This window comes from Pseudarthrobacter sp. SL88 (genome assembly GCF_026672455.1).
Lineage (GTDB): Bacteria > Actinomycetota > Actinomycetes > Actinomycetales > Micrococcaceae > Arthrobacter.
Genome location: NZ_JAPPRD010000001.1, coordinates 2,492,309 through 2,508,448, shown reverse-complemented (window position 1 = coordinate 2,508,448; position 16,140 = coordinate 2,492,309). Strand labels below are relative to the sequence as shown.

The 16,140-nt window shown below is 66.7% G+C and carries 15 protein-coding genes; 12 read left to right on the top strand and 3 right to left on the bottom strand.

From position 1 onward, the window contains the following. Positions 1 to 79 precede the first annotated feature (79 nt). On the top strand, positions 80 to 460 hold the full coding sequence (locus OVA06_RS11435) for a DUF485 domain-containing protein (protein WP_045730980.1): 381 nt from the start codon (positions 80 to 82) through the stop codon (positions 458 to 460). Then, on the top strand, positions 457 to 2,073 hold the full coding sequence (locus OVA06_RS11430; RefSeq protein WP_056083468.1) for a solute symporter family protein: 1,617 nt from the start codon (positions 457 to 459) through the stop codon (positions 2,071 to 2,073). Before OVA06_RS11435 ends, OVA06_RS11430 begins: the two co-directional genes overlap by 4 nt. An 80-nt stretch (positions 2,074 to 2,153) precedes the next feature. On the opposite strand, the gene OVA06_RS11425 is transcribed toward OVA06_RS11430, so the two are convergent. Continuing rightward, a complete protein-coding gene (locus OVA06_RS11425) occupies positions 2,154 to 2,828 on the bottom strand; it encodes a hypothetical protein (protein WP_268158367.1) in 675 nt (224 codons plus the stop codon). A 139-nt stretch (positions 2,829 to 2,967) separates the two neighbouring features. Next, positions 2,968 to 3,441 (bottom strand): Lrp/AsnC family transcriptional regulator, encoded by a 474-nt coding sequence (locus OVA06_RS11420; RefSeq protein ID WP_268158365.1) that lies wholly within the window; start codon positions 3,439 to 3,441, stop codon positions 2,968 to 2,970. A gap of 192 nt (positions 3,442 to 3,633) precedes the next feature. On the opposite strand from OVA06_RS11420, the gene pdhA reads away from it, so the two are divergent. Genes pdhA through OVA06_RS11405 form a run of 3 tightly spaced genes read left to right on the top strand, consistent with a single transcriptional unit; the run spans position 3,634 to position 7,276 of the window. Next, positions 3,634 to 4,821: a pyruvate dehydrogenase (acetyl-transferring) E1 component subunit alpha gene (gene pdhA, locus OVA06_RS11415; protein ID WP_261619611.1), complete on the top strand. Its 1,188-nt coding sequence runs from the start codon at positions 3,634 to 3,636 to the stop codon at positions 4,819 to 4,821. Beyond that, positions 4,821 to 5,831 (top strand): alpha-ketoacid dehydrogenase subunit beta, encoded by a 1,011-nt coding sequence (locus OVA06_RS11410; RefSeq protein ID WP_056083458.1) that lies wholly within the window; start codon positions 4,821 to 4,823, stop codon positions 5,829 to 5,831. Before pdhA ends, OVA06_RS11410 begins: the two co-directional genes overlap by 1 nt. Next, positions 5,828 to 7,276 carry a dihydrolipoamide acetyltransferase family protein gene (locus tag OVA06_RS11405; RefSeq protein WP_268158362.1) on the top strand — a complete coding sequence of 483 codons (1,449 nt, stop codon included), beginning with the start codon at positions 5,828 to 5,830 and terminating at the stop codon, positions 7,274 to 7,276. The genes OVA06_RS11410 and OVA06_RS11405 overlap by 4 nt, the downstream gene beginning before the upstream one ends. Before the next feature lie 21 nt (positions 7,277 to 7,297). On the opposite strand, the gene OVA06_RS11400 is transcribed toward OVA06_RS11405, so the two are convergent. Continuing rightward, complete coding sequence (locus OVA06_RS11400; protein ID WP_056083452.1) at positions 7,298 to 7,960, bottom strand: SACE_7040 family transcriptional regulator; 663 nt, start codon at positions 7,958 to 7,960, stop codon at positions 7,298 to 7,300. Between the two features lie 183 nt (positions 7,961 to 8,143). Here OVA06_RS11400 and OVA06_RS11395 point away from each other — a divergent pair, with 183 nt between their 5' ends. Genes OVA06_RS11395 through OVA06_RS11365 form a run of 7 tightly spaced genes read left to right on the top strand, consistent with a single transcriptional unit; the run spans position 8,144 to position 16,125 of the window. Then, entirely contained in the window at positions 8,144 to 9,751 is a 1,608-nt protein-coding gene (locus OVA06_RS11395) for a carboxyl transferase domain-containing protein (RefSeq protein WP_056083449.1), read from the top strand. An 8-nt stretch (positions 9,752 to 9,759) separates the two neighbouring features. After that, positions 9,760 to 11,946 (top strand): acetyl/propionyl/methylcrotonyl-CoA carboxylase subunit alpha, encoded by a 2,187-nt coding sequence (locus OVA06_RS11390; protein WP_268158360.1) that lies wholly within the window; start codon positions 9,760 to 9,762, stop codon positions 11,944 to 11,946. 1 nt (position 11,947) lies between these two features. Next, a complete protein-coding gene (locus OVA06_RS11385) occupies positions 11,948 to 13,123 on the top strand; it encodes an acyl-CoA dehydrogenase family protein (RefSeq protein WP_268158358.1) in 1,176 nt (391 codons plus the stop codon). A gap of 48 nt (positions 13,124 to 13,171) precedes the next feature. After that, positions 13,172 to 13,939, top strand: a complete 768-nt coding sequence (locus OVA06_RS11380; protein ID WP_056083438.1) for a CoA transferase subunit A — start codon at positions 13,172 to 13,174, stop codon at positions 13,937 to 13,939. Beyond that, entirely contained in the window at positions 13,936 to 14,748 is an 813-nt protein-coding gene (locus OVA06_RS11375) for a CoA transferase subunit B (RefSeq protein ID WP_268158355.1), read from the top strand. The genes OVA06_RS11380 and OVA06_RS11375 overlap by 4 nt, the downstream gene beginning before the upstream one ends. Then, positions 14,745 to 15,251, top strand: coding sequence for a MaoC family dehydratase (locus OVA06_RS11370; RefSeq protein WP_056083433.1), 507 nt, complete (start codon positions 14,745 to 14,747; stop codon positions 15,249 to 15,251). Before OVA06_RS11375 ends, OVA06_RS11370 begins: the two co-directional genes overlap by 4 nt. A gap of 34 nt (positions 15,252 to 15,285) precedes the next feature. Further along, entirely contained in the window at positions 15,286 to 16,125 is an 840-nt protein-coding gene (locus OVA06_RS11365) for an HpcH/HpaI aldolase/citrate lyase family protein (protein WP_268158353.1), read from the top strand. Positions 16,126 to 16,140: the final 15 nt, after the last annotated feature.

Here is a 16,140-nt window from a genome sequence, read left to right as displayed (position 1 = left end):
ATTGCTGTCACACCAGCGGCGTTTCCTTATCCGGGCCTGCCGTCCAGTGTGTACCGGCATGTCTCAATGAGGAGGAACCATGGGTAACGATGCCCAAAGTCCGGACGCTGCGGCGTCCGTCGACTTTGAACAGGTCCAGTCGACCGAGCAGTTCCAGGAACTGCGCAAGCGCCACCGCAGCTTTGTTTTCCCCATGGCAGTGGCCTTCCTGCTGTGGTACTTCGCCTACGTCCTGCTCGCGGACTACGCGGTGGAATTCATGTCCACCAAAGTCTGGGGAAACATCAACATCGGCCTGATCCTGGGCCTGCTCCAGTTTGTCTCCACCTTCGCGATCACCGGATGGTATGTCAGTTATTCCAACAGGAAGCTGGACCCCATCGCCTCTGAGATCCGGAACGAGATCGAGGGCCACGAATTCGACAAGCACGGCAACCGGGTGGGTGGAGCCAACAAATGATTACTATCGCAACCGCAGTGGACGTGGCCGCGCTCAAGGACACCACCCTGCTGAACATGGGCATCTTCGGCCTGTTCGTGGCCGTCACCATGGTGATCGTGTTCCGCGCCAGCCGGAACAACAAGACTGCCGCCGACTACTACGCAGCCGGGCGCTCCTTTACGGGATCGCAGAACGGCACCGCCATCGCCGGTGACTACCTTTCCGCAGCCTCGTTCCTGGGCATTACCGGCGCCATCGCCATCAACGGGTATGACGGCTTCATGTACTCCATCGGGTTCCTGGTGGCCTGGCTGGTGGCGCTGCTCCTGGTGGCTGAACTGCTCCGCAACACCGGCAAGTTCACCATGGCCGATGTGCTGTCCTTCCGGCTCAGGCAGCGGCCCGTCCGCATTGCAGCCGCCATCTCCACCCTGGCGGTGTGCTTCTTCTACCTCCTGGCCCAGATGGCCGGTGCAGGCAGCCTGATCTCCCTGCTGCTGGGCATCAGTGACTGGGGCGGACAGGCCCTGGTCATCATCGTGGTCGGCGCCCTCATGATCATGTACGTCCTGATTGGCGGCATGAAGGGGACCACGTGGGTCCAGATCATCAAAGCCATCCTGCTGATCGCCGGTGCCGCCGTCATGACCATGTGGGTCCTGGCCATCTACGGGTTCAACCTTTCGGCCCTGCTGGGCGGTGCCGTGGAAACGGCCAACAACCCCGCGGTCCTCAACCCGGGCCTGCAGTACGGCAAGAGCGAAACCTCCAAGCTGGACTTCATGTCACTTGGCCTCGCCCTGGTGCTGGGAACGGCGGCCCTGCCGCACGTCCTGATGCGCTTCTACACGGTCCCCACCGCCAAGGAAGCCCGCAAGTCGGTGGTCTGGTCCATTTGGCTGATCGGCCTGTTCTACCTGTTCACCCTGGTCCTCGGCTACGGTGCTGCCGCGCTGGTGGGTGCCGACACCATCAAGTCCGCTCCCGGCGGCGTGAACGCGGCGGCTCCGCTGCTGGCCTTCCACCTCGGCGGCCCGCTGCTGCTGGGCTTCATCTCCGCCGTCGCCTTCGCCACCATCCTGGCAGTGGTGGCGGGCCTGACGATCACCGCCGCCGCCTCGTTCGCCCATGACATTTACGCCAACGTGATCGCCAAGGGCAAAGCGGACGCCGCAACGGAAGTCCGGGTGGCCCGCCGCACGGTGGTGGTGATCGGCATCCTCGCCATCCTGGGCGGCATCCTGGCCAACGGCCAGAACGTGGCGTTCCTCGTGGCACTGGCCTTCGCCGTGGCTGCCTCGGCCAACCTGCCCACCATCATCTACTCACTGTTCTGGCGGCGGTTCACCACCCAGGGCGCCGTGTGGAGCATGTACGGCGGACTCGGTGCAGCCATCATCCTGATCATCTTCTCGCCGGTAGTGTCCGGCGGGGCCACCTCGATGATCAAGGACGCGCACTTCGCCATCTTCCCGCTCAGCAACCCCGGCATCGTTTCCATCCCGCTGGCGTTCTTCCTGGGCTGGCTCGGTACGGTGCTCGACAAGAACCGGGAGGATCCGGCCAAGCAGGCCGAAATGGAGGTCCGGTCCCTCACCGGTGTTGGTGCCGAGAAGGCAGTAGACCACTAACGCCTTACCCGGCAACGGGCAATAAAAGGCCCCCTCCAACGTGGACAGTCCACGGGGGAGGGGGCCTTTGGGTTGTGTTGCTAGGCAGCGGGGCGCAGCTTGATGTTCGTCATCTTCAGCTCGTCCGTGCCCTCGAACCGGTAGGCCAGGTCAACCTTCTTGCCCTCGCAGGTGATGACTCCGCCCACGTCCGCCGACTTAACGCCGTTCTCGGTGGCAACCTGCATGCTGTTGTAGGCGGGCGTGCAGGTCCCGTCCATTTTCAGGCTGTCGACGCCGGAGATGAAGGCTTCCTTGGACAGCTGCTCCTTCAGTGCCGGGTCCAGGTAGTCGTCGTACGCTTTGGAGCTGTCGCCGGCAATGACGAGCTTGGTGAAACCGTCAGCCAGGTCTTTGGCGTGGTTGGTGGCACTGCCGGCCACGTTCACCAGGATGACGATGCCCACCACCACGAGCAGCAGCACTCCGCCGATGGCCGTCAGGATGATCCACAGCCTGGGCCGCTTCCTCGCCGGCGGCTCTCCGCCCGGGAGGCCGAACGGACCTGCGCCCCGGTACTGCTCCGGTTGCTGCTGGCTGTACGGGTTGGCCGTGTTTCCGGGGTTTGGGGTGACCGGATACGGGCTGCCCTGGTGCGGCTGGCCGTAAGGGGGATTCGGAGTGCCGGGGTATCCGGCGGGGGGCTGCTGCGGCGGCTGTGGCAGCTGCCCGGAGCCGGGGTGTCCGGGCTGGTACGGTTCCTGGGGATTGCTCAAAGTGGAGCCTTTCCGGATGTGGTGCCTGGCACCGCCTGGTGTGGGCCTGTTCGGGCTCCGCACGGATAACTGCCTCAAGCCTATAACCCGTGCTGCAGCCGTCGGACTTCGCCTCCGGCCGCTCCGGCCATATAACGGGTCAGCCGGGCTGCGGACCCCGCTCCAGCAGCGGCTGCACGCGGAACGGGATGAGCTCGCCCATGGCCAGCGCCGTGTCCGCCCGTTCCACGCCGTCGCACGCGAGGATCTTGCCGTTAATGCGGAAAAGGTCCTCGGCATCCTGGGCCACTACGCGCAGCAGGAGGTCTGCGGATCCGGTCAGGCCGTAGCCTTCGAGGATCTCCGGGATGGCCGCCAAATCCTGTGCCAGCCGGGTGAGCTTCTGCTGCTGGACGTGCACGGAAATGAAGGCCATCAGCGGGTAGCCCAGGGCGGCAGGGTTGATCCTGCGTTCGAAGGACAGGAAGACGTGCTTTTTCTCGAGCTGGGCCATCCGCGCCTGGACAGTGTTCCTGGACAGTCCCAGTTTCTGGGCGAGCGCCACCACGGTCCTCCTGGGATCCTGGGCCAGTGCCGAAAGCAGGCGGGTATCAGTGCCATCCAGAGCTTGCATAATGCGCAACGGTAGCACGGTGCAGACGGCAGCCACAGGGCATTCTGCTCAGTAAATGCCCCGGTGGTTGTACCCCCTGTGCATTGTGAGTAGGGTCACAGTATCCGGGCGAAGGGGCCCGGAAGGCCGCGGTTTGCGGGACCACAAGTCCCAGCTCCGCAGGTCACCGACGACAGAAGTTGCGGGGCTATCGTGTCTACAGACGAAACGGGCCAGGGCGGCGCACAAGCCCATGAGGGCGCCGGGGAATTCCAGGAGCCGGGGTTATCCGGCGTTCCGGTACAAAAGCTGGTCCAGCTGATCACTCCGGCGGGGGAGCGGGTGAGCCACCCCGAGTTCGATCTCTGGGTTCAGGACATCACGGACGAACAGCTCTGCTCGCTGTTCGAGGACATGACCGTCATCAGGCGCATCGACGTCGAGGCGACGGCCCTCCAGCGCCAGGGCGAACTTGCCCTGTGGCCCCCGCTGCTGGGGCAGGAAGCGGCACAGATAGGCTCCGGCAGGTCCCTGCGCGGCGACGACTTCGTCTTCTCCAGCTACCGTGAGAACGGTGTGGCGTACTGCCGCGGCGTGGACCTCACAGACCTCCTGCGGGTCTGGCGCGGCAACGCGTCCGGCGGCTGGGATCCGTACGCCATCAACATGGCAACGCCGCAGATCATCATCGGCGCCCAGACCCTGCACGCCACCGGCTACGCCATGGGCATCCAGAACGACGGCGCAGATTCCGTGGCCGTCACCTACTTCGGTGACGGGGCAACGAGCGAGGGCGACGTCAATGAAGCCATGGTCTTCGCTGCCAGCTTCCAGGCGCCAGTGGTGTTCTTTTGCACCAACAACCACTGGGCCATCTCGGAACCGGTCCGGCTCCAGTCGCACATCCAGCTCGCGGACCGTGCGGCCGGCTTCGGGATCCCCAGCCTGCGGGTGGACGGCAACGACGTGCTGGCCGTCATGGCAGCCACGCGCGTTGCCCTCGACCGGGCGCGGCGCGGCGGCGGCCCCACGTTCATCGAAGCCGTCACCTACCGGATGGGGCCGCATACCACCGCCGATGACCCCACCCGCTACCGTGACGCCAACGAACTCGAGGACTGGGCCGCGAAGGACCCGATCAGCCGGGTCGCGGCGCTGCTGGAACGCAAGGGGCTGCTGACCGGCGAACTGCAGGACCACGTCAGGAACAGTGCGGACACTGTGGCCCGCGAGATGCGGAAAGGCTGCACCACCATGCCGGACCCGCAGCCCATGGACGTCTTCAAGCACGTGTACAGCGCGCCGAACTCGTGGCTGGACCGCCAGCAGGACCACTACGCCCGTTACCTGGCCTCCTTCGGCGATCCCGCAGGTGCCGTTTCAGAAGAAGGTGCACGCTGATGACTTCCATGACCTTTGCCCGTGCCATCAACGCGGGGCTGCGCAAATCCCTCGACCATGACCCGAAGGTGGTCCTCCTCGGTGAGGACATCGGCGCCCTCGGCGGCGTGTTCCGGGTGACCGACGGGCTGCAGAAAGACTTCGGCAAACACCGTGTGGTGGACACGCCGCTGGCCGAATCCGCCATCGTGGGTGCCGCCGTCGGCCTTGCCTACCGCGGCTACCGCCCCGTGGTGGAAATCCAGTTCGACGGCTTCATCTACCCCGCGTTCGACCAGATCGTCAGCCAGGTGGCCAAGCTGCATTACCGCACCCGCGGCGCAGTCAAAATGCCCATCACCATCCGGGTGCCGTTCGGCGGCGGCATCGGCTCGCCGGAGCACCACTCCGAGTCGCCGGAGGCCTACTTCACGCATACCTCCGGCCTTCGGGTGGTCACCGTGTCTAACCCCCAGGACGCATATACGGTCATCCAGCAGGCCATCGCCAGCGACGACCCCGTCCTCTACTTCGAGCCCAAGCGGCGGTATCACGACAAGGGCGAAGTGGATGAGGCCGCCGGGCTGGATGCCGCAGATCCCATGGGGCAGGCGAGGGTCCTGACCGACGGGACCGACGTCACCCTGGTGGCCTACGGCCCGCTGGTGAAGACCGCCCTGGACGCCGCCTCGGCCGCCGCCGACGAAGGCATTTCCATCCAGGTCATCGACCTGCGCTCGCTGGCGCCGGTGGACTACGACACCGTGGTGGCCTCGGTACGGAAGACCGGCCGCCTGGTCATCACGCACGAGGCCGGGCAGTCCGGCGGGCTGGGGGCCGAGGTGGCGGCCAGCATCACCGAAAGGTGCTTCTACCACCTGGAAGCCGCACCCGTCCGGGTTACCGGGTTCGATATCCCCTACCCCTATTCGAAACTCGAGATGCACCACCTGCCGGGCCTTGACCGGATCCTCGATGGCGTGGACCGTGCCTTGGGTCGGCCGAATTCACTGAGCGGGCTGGAAGGATGAGCGTCACCATGATCAAGGAATTCCGGCTTCCCGACCTCGGGGAAGGGCTCACCGAGTCAGAGATCCTCAACTGGAAAGTGGCTGTGGGGGACACCGTCAGCCTGAACCAGGTCATTGCCGAGGTGGAGACAGCCAAAGCGGTGGTGGAGCTGCCGTCGCCTTTCGCCGGCGTCATCAGGGAATTGCATGAGCAGCCCGGCACCGTTGTTGAGGTGGGCAAGCCCATCGTTTCCTTCGAGGTAGCGGACGACGCCGGGACGGCACCGGCCGGGCACGGCGCACCTTCCCGTGGCGTTACGCCAGCCGGCCAGCGGGCGGCGGGGGAGGAACCGGCGGCGCCGAAACGGGAACCCAACCTCGTGGGGTACGGCGCCGTCGTCGAAAGCTCCGGCCGCCCAGCGCGCCGGCCGCGGAACCTCCCGCAGGTGGCGGTGCCTGCAAACGAGGCGCCTGTCCGCATTACGCCAGCCGAAACCCGGGCTACTGACGCTACGGCGCCGGTGGTTGAGCCTGTCGAAACCAAAGTCATCGAAGCCAGGGCCGGTGTGCCTTCAGGTGACCGGCCGCGCTCCACGCCTCCGGTCCGCAAGCTGGCAAGGGACCACGGTGTTGACCTGGCGCTGATACCCGGCACCGGCCCGGCAGGCCTGATCACCCGCGAGGACGTGCAGGAGTTCCTGCGGCAGGGCAGTGCCGCCCAGGCCGCAGCACCCGCCGGCCAGGCACATGCCGGGGGCGAGGGGGAACGGGAAACCCGGACGCCCATCAAGGGGGTCCGCAAGCACACAGCGGCGGCGATGGTGTCCAGCGCCTTCACCGCTCCGCATGTCACCGAGTTCCTCACCGTGGACGTCACCCCCACCATGGAGCTGCTGGCGAAACTGCGGGGCAGCCGGGCGTTCGCCGGCCTCAAGCTGACTCCGCTGACGCTCGCGGCCAAAGCCGCGCTGATCGCCCTGCGCCGCAATCCATCGCTGAACTCACGCTGGGACGAGGCGAGCCAGGAGATCGTTACCTTCAACTATGTGAACCTGGGCATCGCGGCGGCCACTCCGCGGGGGCTGACGGTGCCGAACATTAAGGATGCCCACTCGCTGACCCTGGAGCAGTTGGCGGAGGCGCTGGCGTTGCTGGCAGACACCGCACGGTCGGGGAAAACGCCGCCGGCAGACCTGTCCGGCGGGACTGTGTCCATCACCAACATCGGCGTTTTCGGCATCGATGCCGGCACTCCCATCCTCAACCCGGGCGAAGCCGCCATCCTGGCGCTGGGTGCCGTGCGGTCCATGCCGTGGGAGTACCGCGGCGAGGTGGCCTTGCGCCAGGTGATGACCCTGAGCCTGTCCTTCGACCACCGCCTGGTGGACGGTGAACAGGGCTCCCGGTTCCTGGCCGACGTCGGAGCAATCCTGGCCGAACCGGGAATGGTCCTGACGATGGTCTGACCCCGGCCGGACACCCGGACGTCAGCGCACTTGCGGGCTGTCCACCGTCAGGGCGGCGAGCGCCATCTCCTCGAGCAGCGGCCGGGCCGCGGCCGCCATCCGGCGGCCGTGGCTCCGGACCGAGTGCGGGGTGGAGTTGATCAGCCCGAAGGTGGCGTGGGCGCGGGTCCGGAGTTCGGCGGCGTCCGTGCCGGGGTGGAGCCTGGACAGGACATCCACCCACACCTCCACGTAGCTGCGCTGCAGTGCCCGCACGGCTGACTGGTCCTGTTCGGAGAGGTTGCTGAGGTCGCGGTCCTGCACGCGGATCACCTCGGGTTTGCCGAGGGCGAAGTCCACCTGGAACTCCACGAGGCGGCGCAGTGCCAATTTGGGATCGGAGTTCTCTGCCACCACCTTCCGCCCGCCGTCCAGAAGCTCCCGGCTGACGGTAGCCAGCAGGTCCGCCAGGACGGCCTGCTTGCCGGGAAAGTGCCGGTAGACGGCGGGTCCGCTGACTCCTGCCGCCGCTCCGAGGTCTTCGAGGGAAACACTTTTGAACCCGTTGACGGCGAACAGGGATGCGGCCGCGGCGAGCAGGGCCTGGCGGCGGTCTTCCTTGGCTTTGCTGCGTTGGGTTGCGCCGGCGGGCCGGGCGGCGGGGGCATCCGCCCCGGTGCTCTTGCCTTCATCGGTTGTGGGCACATTTCCTCCTCAAACCCGCCGAGTCTAACAAGGCCCCCGCCCGTGTTGGACATCACAGTTAATAGAGACTAACCTGAATTTCAGTTATTGGGCACTAACCGAGTCTGTGGTTGAGCGGCCATGCCCACCGAATTTTGCTACCGGATCCGGCCATAGGATCCGCTGAGAGAACAGGAAGCGTCGATGGAGACCCTTGCCAGCAGGGTGGACCCCGCCAGCGGAGCTTTCGCCGCCAACAGGGATGCGCAGCTGCAACTGGTGGAGGACCTCCGGAAGCGGCTGGCGGACGCTGCCCTGGGAGGCCCGCAGAAGTCGCGTGAACGCCACGTGGCCAGGGGCAAACTCCTGCCGCGGGAGCGCATCGACCAGCTGCTGGATGACGGCAGCCCGTTCCTGGAGATCGCCCCGCTGGCAGCCAACGGGATGTACAACGACGACGCACCGGGTGCGGGCGTGATCGCCGGCATCGGACTGGTGCACGGCCGCCAGGTGCTGGTGATCTCCAACGACGCCACCGTCAAGGGCGGCACCTACTATCCCCTGACGGTCAAGAAGCACCTGCGCGCCCAGGAAATCGCCCTGGAAAACCACCTGCCGTGCATCTACCTGGTGGACTCGGGCGGAGCCTTCCTGCCCAAGCAGGACGAGGTCTTTCCGGACAAGGACCACTTCGGACGGATCTTCTACAACCAGGCACGCCTGTCCGCGGCAAAGATCCCGCAGCTCGCCGCCGTGATGGGCTCCTGTACCGCCGGGGGTGCCTACGTCCCGGCCATGAGCGACGAAACGGTGATCGTCCGGAACCAGGGCACCATCTTCCTGGGCGGGCCGCCCCTGGTGAAGGCCGCGATCGGAGAGATCGTCACCGCCGAGGAACTGGGCGGCGGTGACGTGCATTCCAGGATCTCCGGCGTGACGGACCACCTGGCCGACAATGACGAACACGCACTGCAGATCCTTCGCGACATCGTGGCCACCCTGCCGCCCGCCGCCGCGCCCGCCTGGCAGGTGGAACCCGCCGTCGAACCCGTGGTTGATGCCGGGGAGCTCTACGGGGCCGTACCTGTGGACGTCAACGCCCCGTACGATGTCCACGAAGTGATTGCACGGCTGGTGGACGCCAGCAGGTTCCACGAGTTCAAAAAGGACTACGGCACCACCTTGGTCACCGGTTTCGCCAGGATCCACGGGCACCCGGTGGGGATCGTGGCCAACAACGGTGTCCTTTTCAGCGAATCCTCGCTCAAGGGCGCACACTTCATCGAGCTGTGCGACCAGCGGGGGATTCCCCTCGTCTTCCTGCAGAACATTTCCGGCTTCATGGTGGGCCGGGACGCCGAGCAGGGCGGCATCGCCAAGAACGGCGCGAAAATGGTTACGGCGGTAGCCACCGCGCGCGTACCCAAGCTGACGGTGGTGATCGGCGGATCCTTCGGCGCCGGCAACTACTCCATGTGCGGCCGCGCATATTCCCCGCGGTTCCTCTGGATGTGGCCCGCGGCAAGGATTTCGGTGATGGGCGGAAACCAGGCCGCCAGCGTGCTGGCCACCGTCAAACGCGACCAGTACGAGGCCGCCGGGGAAGACTGGCCGGCGGAGGACGAAGAAGAGTTCAAAGCCCCCATCCGCCGGCAGTACGAGGACCAGGGCAGTCCCTACTACTCCACTGCCCGCCTCTGGGACGACGCCGTCATCGATCCCGCTGACACCCGGACCGTCCTGGGCCTCGCACTGGACGTCGTCTCCCGCACGCCACTGCCGGAGACCTCCTTCGGCCTTTTCAGGATGTGAGCCGGACCATGACCACGCCTTCACTGACCTCCACGGCCACCAGTCCCACCGCAGGCAACCAGGCGTCCGGCCGGCCGCTCTTCGGCACCGTGCTGGTGGCGAACCGGGGAGAGATTGCCTGCCGGGTGATCCGAACCCTGCGTGCCCTGGGAATCCGCTCCGTGGCCGTCTACAGCGATGCCGACGCCGGCGCCCGGCACGTGCGCGAGGCTGACACGGCCGTGCGGATCGGCCTCGCCGCCGCCGCCGAAAGCTACCTCAACATTGGCAACATCATTGCCGCCTGCCGGCAGTCCGGCGCCGAAGCCGTGCACCCGGGCTACGGGTTCCTCAGCGAGAATGCCGACTTCGCCCGCGCGCTGGATGATGCTGGGATCGCGTTCATGGGTCCCGGGGTGGAGGCGCTCAACGTCATGGGCGACAAAATCCGCTCCAAGAACCACGTGGCCGGCTACGGCGTTCCGGTGGTGCCCGGCGTCGCCAGGCCCGGCATGACGGACACGGAACTGATCGAAGCAGCCCCCGCCGTCGGCTTCCCCCTGCTGATCAAGCCGTCCGCCGGCGGTGGCGGCAAGGGCATGCACGTGGTGGAGAAACCCGAAGACCTTCCGGCCGTCCTGGCCACCGCCCGGCGCGTGGCCGCCAGCGCCTTCGGCGACGACACCCTGTTCCTGGAACGCCTGGTCACCACTCCGCGCCACATCGAAGTGCAGGTGCTGGCGGACACCCACGGCAACGTCATCCACCTGGGCGAGCGCGAATGCTCCCTGCAGCGCAGGCACCAGAAAGTGATCGAAGAGGCACCGTCGCCGCTGCTCGAGGGCCTGCCCCACGGGGCCGACGTGCGGGCACGCATCGGCGAAGCCGCCTGCAACGCCGCGCGCAGCGTCAACTACATCGGCGCAGGGACCGTGGAATTCCTCGTCTCCGATGACGCACCCGACGAGTTCTACTTCATGGAGATGAATACCCGGCTCCAGGTGGAGCACCCCGTCACCGAAATGGTCACCGGAACCGACCTTGTGGAATGGCAGGTACGCATCGCCGCCGGCGCGGAACTCACCGTCCGGCAGGCCGACGTCGAACTTTCCGGCCACGCGGTGGAGGCGCGCGTGTACGCCGAGGTGCCGGAGAAGAACTTCCTGCCGTCAACCGGAACCGTGTACCTGCTCGATGAGATGCCCGGGGACGCCGGCGGCCGGATCAGGGTGGATTCTTCCCTGGTGGAAGGGCTGGAGCTGTCCTCCAGCTACGATCCCATGCTGTCCAAGGTCATCGCCTGGGGAGCGGACCGGGCGGCCGCCCTGGACACCCTGGACCGGGCGCTCGCCGGCTACACGGCCCTGGGTGTTGAAACCAACGTCGAATACCTGCGGCTCCTGATCGGCGATCCCGAGGTCCGGGCCGGCCGGCTCGACACAGGACTGATCGCCCGGAAGCTGCCCGACCTTGCGTTCCGCCATGTGGGGGAGGCCGAGCTCGTGGCCGCTGCGCTCACCTCCCTGGCAGTCACTGCCGGGGCCGCCACTCAGGACGGCAACTCCAACGAAAGCCCGTGGCAGGCACGCAGCGGCTGGCGGCTGGGTGCACCGGCACCGCGCCGGGTGAGCCTGGGAAAGCCCGACGGCGGAGTGGCCACCGTAGGTGTCTACGGGGACCCCGCGTCCGGCCCGGTAGGGGTGACGGTCGACGGCGGCACGCGACACACAGCCGTGCTGCGCTTTTCCGGGCCCGGCCACGCGGAGCTGACGCTCGGCGACGCGGTCAACGACTACTCCGTGGCGGCGGTCCACTTTGGGCCGGCGGCCCCGGCACACATCTACCTCGGCACCGGGGGCTGGTCCTGCCGGCTGGAGGTCCTGACCCGGGAGGCGCGGCTGGAACGGGTCCGCGCAGCCATCCAGCGGGACGACGGCGACGCCGATCCCGCCGTGCGCTCGCCGATGCCAGGCACGGTGGTGTCCGTCCCGGTCAGGGACGGCGACGCCGTCGAGGCCGGCCAGGTCCTTGCGTCAGTCGAAGCCATGAAGATGGAGCACCAGCTGGTGGCGCCGCTGGCCGGGACCGTGCACCTGGCCGCCAAACCCGGAGACCTGGTCAAGGCGGACCAGGTCCTGGCCACCATTCATCCCGCACAGCAGCCACAGGACAACAGTACGAACGGTGAGACCACCAACGGCGAAGGAGCCCATTAACATGCCCGGTTTTGAACTCAGCGAGGAATACCAGGACCTCAGTGACACGGTCCGGGACTTCGCGGACAACGTGGTGGCGCCGGTGTCGGCCAAACACGACGAGGAACACAGCTTTCCCTACGAAGTGGTCAAGCAGATGGCGGAGATGGGACTGTTCGGCCTGCCCTTCCCGGAGGAGTACGGCGGAATGGGCGGAGACTACTTCGCCCTCGCCCTGGCCCTGGAACAGCTGGGCCGGGTGGACCAGTCCGTGGCCATCACCCTGGAAGCAGGCGTCTCCCTCGGCGCCATGCCCATCTACCGGTTCGGGACCGAAGAGCAGAAACAGCAATGGCTGCCCCAGCTGGCCTCGGGACAGGCGCTCGCAGGCTTCGGCCTGACCGAACCCGAGGCAGGTTCGGACGCCGGCGGCACCAAGACGCACGCCCATCGGGAGGCCGTCGGAGACAAGACCGAGTGGGTGATCAACGGCAACAAGGAATTCATCACCAACTCCGGTACGGACCTCACCAGGCTGGTCACCGTCACCGCGGTCACCGGGCAGCATGACCGCGGGGACGGCACTGTCCGGAAGGAAATCTCCACCATCCTGGTGCCCACCGACACGCCCGGCTTCAAGGCTGAAAAGGCATACAACAAGGTGGGCTGGAACGCATCGGACACCCACCCGCTGACGCTGAAGGACGTCCGGGTCCCGGAAGCGAACCTGCTGGGGGAGGAAGGCCGGGGCTACGCCAACTTCCTGTCCATCCTTGATGAAGGCCGCATTGCGATCGCTGCCGTCGCCACCGGAGCAGCCCAGGGCTGCGTTGACCTTTCCGTCCGGTACGCCAGGGAACGCAAGGCGTTCGGCCAGGAAATCGGCAAGTACCAGGCCATCTCGTTCAAGATCGCCCGCATGGAGGCGAGGGCCCACACGGCACGCCTTGCCTACTACGACGCGGCCGCCAGGATGCTCGCCGGCAAGCCGTTCAAGACCCAGGCGGCCATCGCTAAGATGGTCGCAGGCGAGGCGGCCATGGACAACGCGCGGGATGCCACCCAGGTATTCGGCGGCTATGGCTTCATCAACGAGTTCACCGTGGCACGCCACTACCGCGACTCCAAGATCCTTGAAGTGGGGGAGGGCACCACGGAGGTCCAGCTGATGCTGATCGCCCGCGAACTGGGCCTGTAGCGGCCAGCCGCCGCACCCCGGACTGTAGCTGGCCTGAAAGGATCGATGATGATTGACAAGGTTGTTGCAAGCGCCGACGAAGCTGTGGCGGACATTCCGGACGGCTCCTCGCTTGCCGTGGGCGGGTTCGGCCTCTGCGGCATACCGGTCACCCTCATTGATGCCCTGCACAGGGCCGGCACGTCAGGGTTGGAAACCGTCAGCAACAACTGCGGGGTGGACGACTGGGGGCTGGGAATCCTGCTCCGCGACGGCAGGATCCGTCGCACCATCAGCTCCTATGTGGGCGAGAACAAGGAGTTCGCCCGGCAGTACCTCGCCGGCGAACTGGAAGTGGTGCTGACCCCGCAGGGCACCCTGGCCGAGAAGCTCCGGGCCGGCGGCGCCGGCATCCCCGCCTTCTACACCAAGGCGGGGGTCGGCACCCAGGTGTCCGACGGCGGCCTGCCGCAGAAATACGACGCCGACGGCGGCATCGCGGTCGCCTCAGCCCCCAAGGAGGTCCGCCCGTTCGGCGGGGTGGACTACGTGCTGGAGGAAGCTCTCACCCCGGACTTCGGCCTCGTCCACGCCTGGAAAGGCGACCGGCACGGCAACCTGGTGTTCCACGCCACGGCCATGAACTTCAACCCGCTCTGCGCCATGGCCGGAAGGATCACCATCGCCGAGGTGGAGGAACTCGTGGAGCCCGGTGAACTGGACCCCGAACACATCCACACCCCCGGTATCTTCGTGCAGCGGGTGGTGCTGGCCCCGGACGCGGAAAAGCGCATCGAAAAGCGGACCGTTGCCATCAGCCGGGAGGCAGGAGCATGAACGTGCAGGAAAACCGGGCACAGAGCACCGGCACGGACCCGAACAGCCCCGACGCGCCGCGGCCCGAAGCCGTCCGCCACGAGTACCGACGCTCGGCTTCCCAACCGCACGCGGGAGCCGCCGGTTCCACGGCACCGGCGGACAGCAAGGGATGGACGCGCAACGAGCTGGCAGCCCGGGTGGCCAAAGAGCTCCATAACGGCCAATACGTGAACCTCGGCATCGGCATGCCCACGCTGATCCCCAACTACATTCCGGACGGCGTGGAAGTGGTGCTCCACTCGGAGAACGGCATCCTGGGCGTCGGACCCTACCCGGCAGAGGACGACATCGATCCGGACCTGATCAACGCCGGCAAGGAAACCGTCACGGTCAACAAGGGGGCGGCGTTCTTCGATTCGGCGGCGTCCTTCGGCATGATCCGGGGTGGCCATGTGGATGTCGCCGTCCTGGGTGCCATGGAGGTTGCGGCCAACGGTGACCTCGCCAACTGGATGATCCCGGGCAAGATGGTCAAGGGCATGGGTGGCGCGATGGACCTGGTGTTCGGGGCCAAACGGGTCATCGTGATGATGGAACACGTGGACCGGAACGGCAAACCCAAGATCGTCCAGCAGTGTTCGCTGCCGCTGACCGGCAAGGGCTGCGTGGACCGGATCATCACTGACCTGGCCGTCATCGACGTGGTCCGCGACAGCTCCGGTTCCCGCCTGGTCCTGCAGGAGCTGGCGCCGAACGTCTCTGTGGAGGATGTCATCGCCGCCACCGGCGCGGAACTCTTCGAGGAAGACCGGGAACTGACGGTATGACGGCGGAGAATCCCCGGGTTATCGAACAGCGCGGACTGTACTACGACGAACTTGAAGAGGGAGTGGTCTACGCCCACCGGCCCGGCCGGACCGTGACCGAAGCGGACAACGTCCTGTTCACCACCCTCACCATGAACACCCAGGCCCTCCACCTCGACGCCGCCTGGAGTGCCACCCAACCGTTCGGCCAGCGCCTGGTCAACTCAATGTTCACGCTGGCCACCCTGGTGGGCCAGTCCGTCACCCAGCTGACCCAGGGAACCATCATCGCGCAGCTGGGCCTGACCGATGTGTCCTTCCCGCACCCGCTGTACCACGGTGACACGCTCTACACGGAGACCGTCATCAGCGGCAAACGGCCCTCGGGCTCCCGGCCGGGGCAGGGAATCGTCACCATGGAACATACCGGCCGGAACCAGGACGGTACCGTGGTGGCCCTGGCCACCCGCAGCTGCCTCATGTGGACCCGTGCCGCGCACGCTGAAGCGCAGCACGGAAAATAAGCCCGGCACGAAAAAATCATCGGAGAATGGCTGTATGACCTTTGCGATGGGCCCCGCCCTCCTCTTCTGCCCCGCCGACCGGCCCGAGCGGTACCGGAAAGCCGCCGCCCGCGCTGACGCCGTCATCCTTGACCTCGAGGACGCGGTGGCGCCGGCGGACAAGCAGCGCGCCCGCGGCGCCATCCTTGCCCAGGTGGGTTCCACAGGCGAGGAACCCGAGCTTGATCCCAGCCGCACCATCGTCAGGATCAACCCCGCGGGCACCGAGGAGTTCGAAAAAGACCTGCACTGCCTGGCGCACACGCCCTACAGGACGGTGATGCTGGCCAAAGCCGAAAGCGCGGACCAGCTCAAAGCGCTGGCGGGCTACCAGGTGGTGGCCCTGTGCGAAACGGCCCTGGGCGTCCTGAACGCTCCCGCCATTGCCGCCGCCCCCAACGTCGTTGCGCTGATGTGGGGTGCCGAGGACCTGCTCGCCACCCTGGGCGGCACCTCCAGCAGGACGGACGACGGCGGCTACCGGGCCGTCGCCCTCCACGCGCGGTCAACGGTCCTGGTGGCTGCCCGTGCCTTCGGGAAGCAGGCGGTTGATGCGGTTTACGTCAACATCCCGGACACTGACGGGCTGGCCGCCGAAGCGGCCGACGCCGTCGCGTCCGGATTCAGCTCCAAGGCCTGCATCCACCCCACGCAGGCCGCCGTGGTGCGGGAGGCCTACGCGCCGTCCGACGCCGATGTCGCCGCTGCCGCAGAGCTGCTGGACGCTGCCGCGGAGGCAGGCTCGGGCGTTTTCCGGCATAACGGGAAAATGATCGACGGGCCCATCCTCAAGCACGCCGAATCGATCCTCCGGCGGGCCGGCCAGAAAGCCTGACGGTCCGCGGCGTCC

What these genes read in the sequence shown, in the direction of transcription:
- OVA06_RS11420 (WP_268158365.1), bottom strand. Translation starts at nt 3,441, where the DNA reads ATGCAAGCTCTGGATGGCACTGATACCCGCCTGCTTTCGGCACTGGCC.
- OVA06_RS11395 (WP_056083449.1), top strand. Translation starts at nt 8,144, where the DNA reads ATGGAGACCCTTGCCAGCAGGGTGGACCCCGCCAGCGGAGCTTTCGCC.
- OVA06_RS11375 (WP_268158355.1), top strand. Translation starts at nt 13,936, where the DNA reads ATGAACGTGCAGGAAAACCGGGCACAGAGCACCGGCACGGACCCGAAC.
- OVA06_RS11435 (WP_045730980.1), top strand. Translation starts at nt 80, where the DNA reads ATGGGTAACGATGCCCAAAGTCCGGACGCTGCGGCGTCCGTCGACTTT.
- OVA06_RS11410 (WP_056083458.1), top strand. Translation starts at nt 4,821, where the DNA reads ATGACTTCCATGACCTTTGCCCGTGCCATCAACGCGGGGCTGCGCAAA.
- OVA06_RS11365 (WP_268158353.1), top strand. Translation starts at nt 15,286, where the DNA reads ATGACCTTTGCGATGGGCCCCGCCCTCCTCTTCTGCCCCGCCGACCGG.
- OVA06_RS11405 (WP_268158362.1), top strand. Translation starts at nt 5,828, where the DNA reads ATGAGCGTCACCATGATCAAGGAATTCCGGCTTCCCGACCTCGGGGAA.
- OVA06_RS11370 (WP_056083433.1), top strand. Translation starts at nt 14,745, where the DNA reads ATGACGGCGGAGAATCCCCGGGTTATCGAACAGCGCGGACTGTACTAC.
- OVA06_RS11430 (WP_056083468.1), top strand. Translation starts at nt 457, where the DNA reads ATGATTACTATCGCAACCGCAGTGGACGTGGCCGCGCTCAAGGACACC.
- OVA06_RS11390 (WP_268158360.1), top strand. Translation starts at nt 9,760, where the DNA reads ATGACCACGCCTTCACTGACCTCCACGGCCACCAGTCCCACCGCAGGC.
- OVA06_RS11385 (WP_268158358.1), top strand. Translation starts at nt 11,948, where the DNA reads ATGCCCGGTTTTGAACTCAGCGAGGAATACCAGGACCTCAGTGACACG.
- OVA06_RS11380 (WP_056083438.1), top strand. Translation starts at nt 13,172, where the DNA reads ATGATTGACAAGGTTGTTGCAAGCGCCGACGAAGCTGTGGCGGACATT.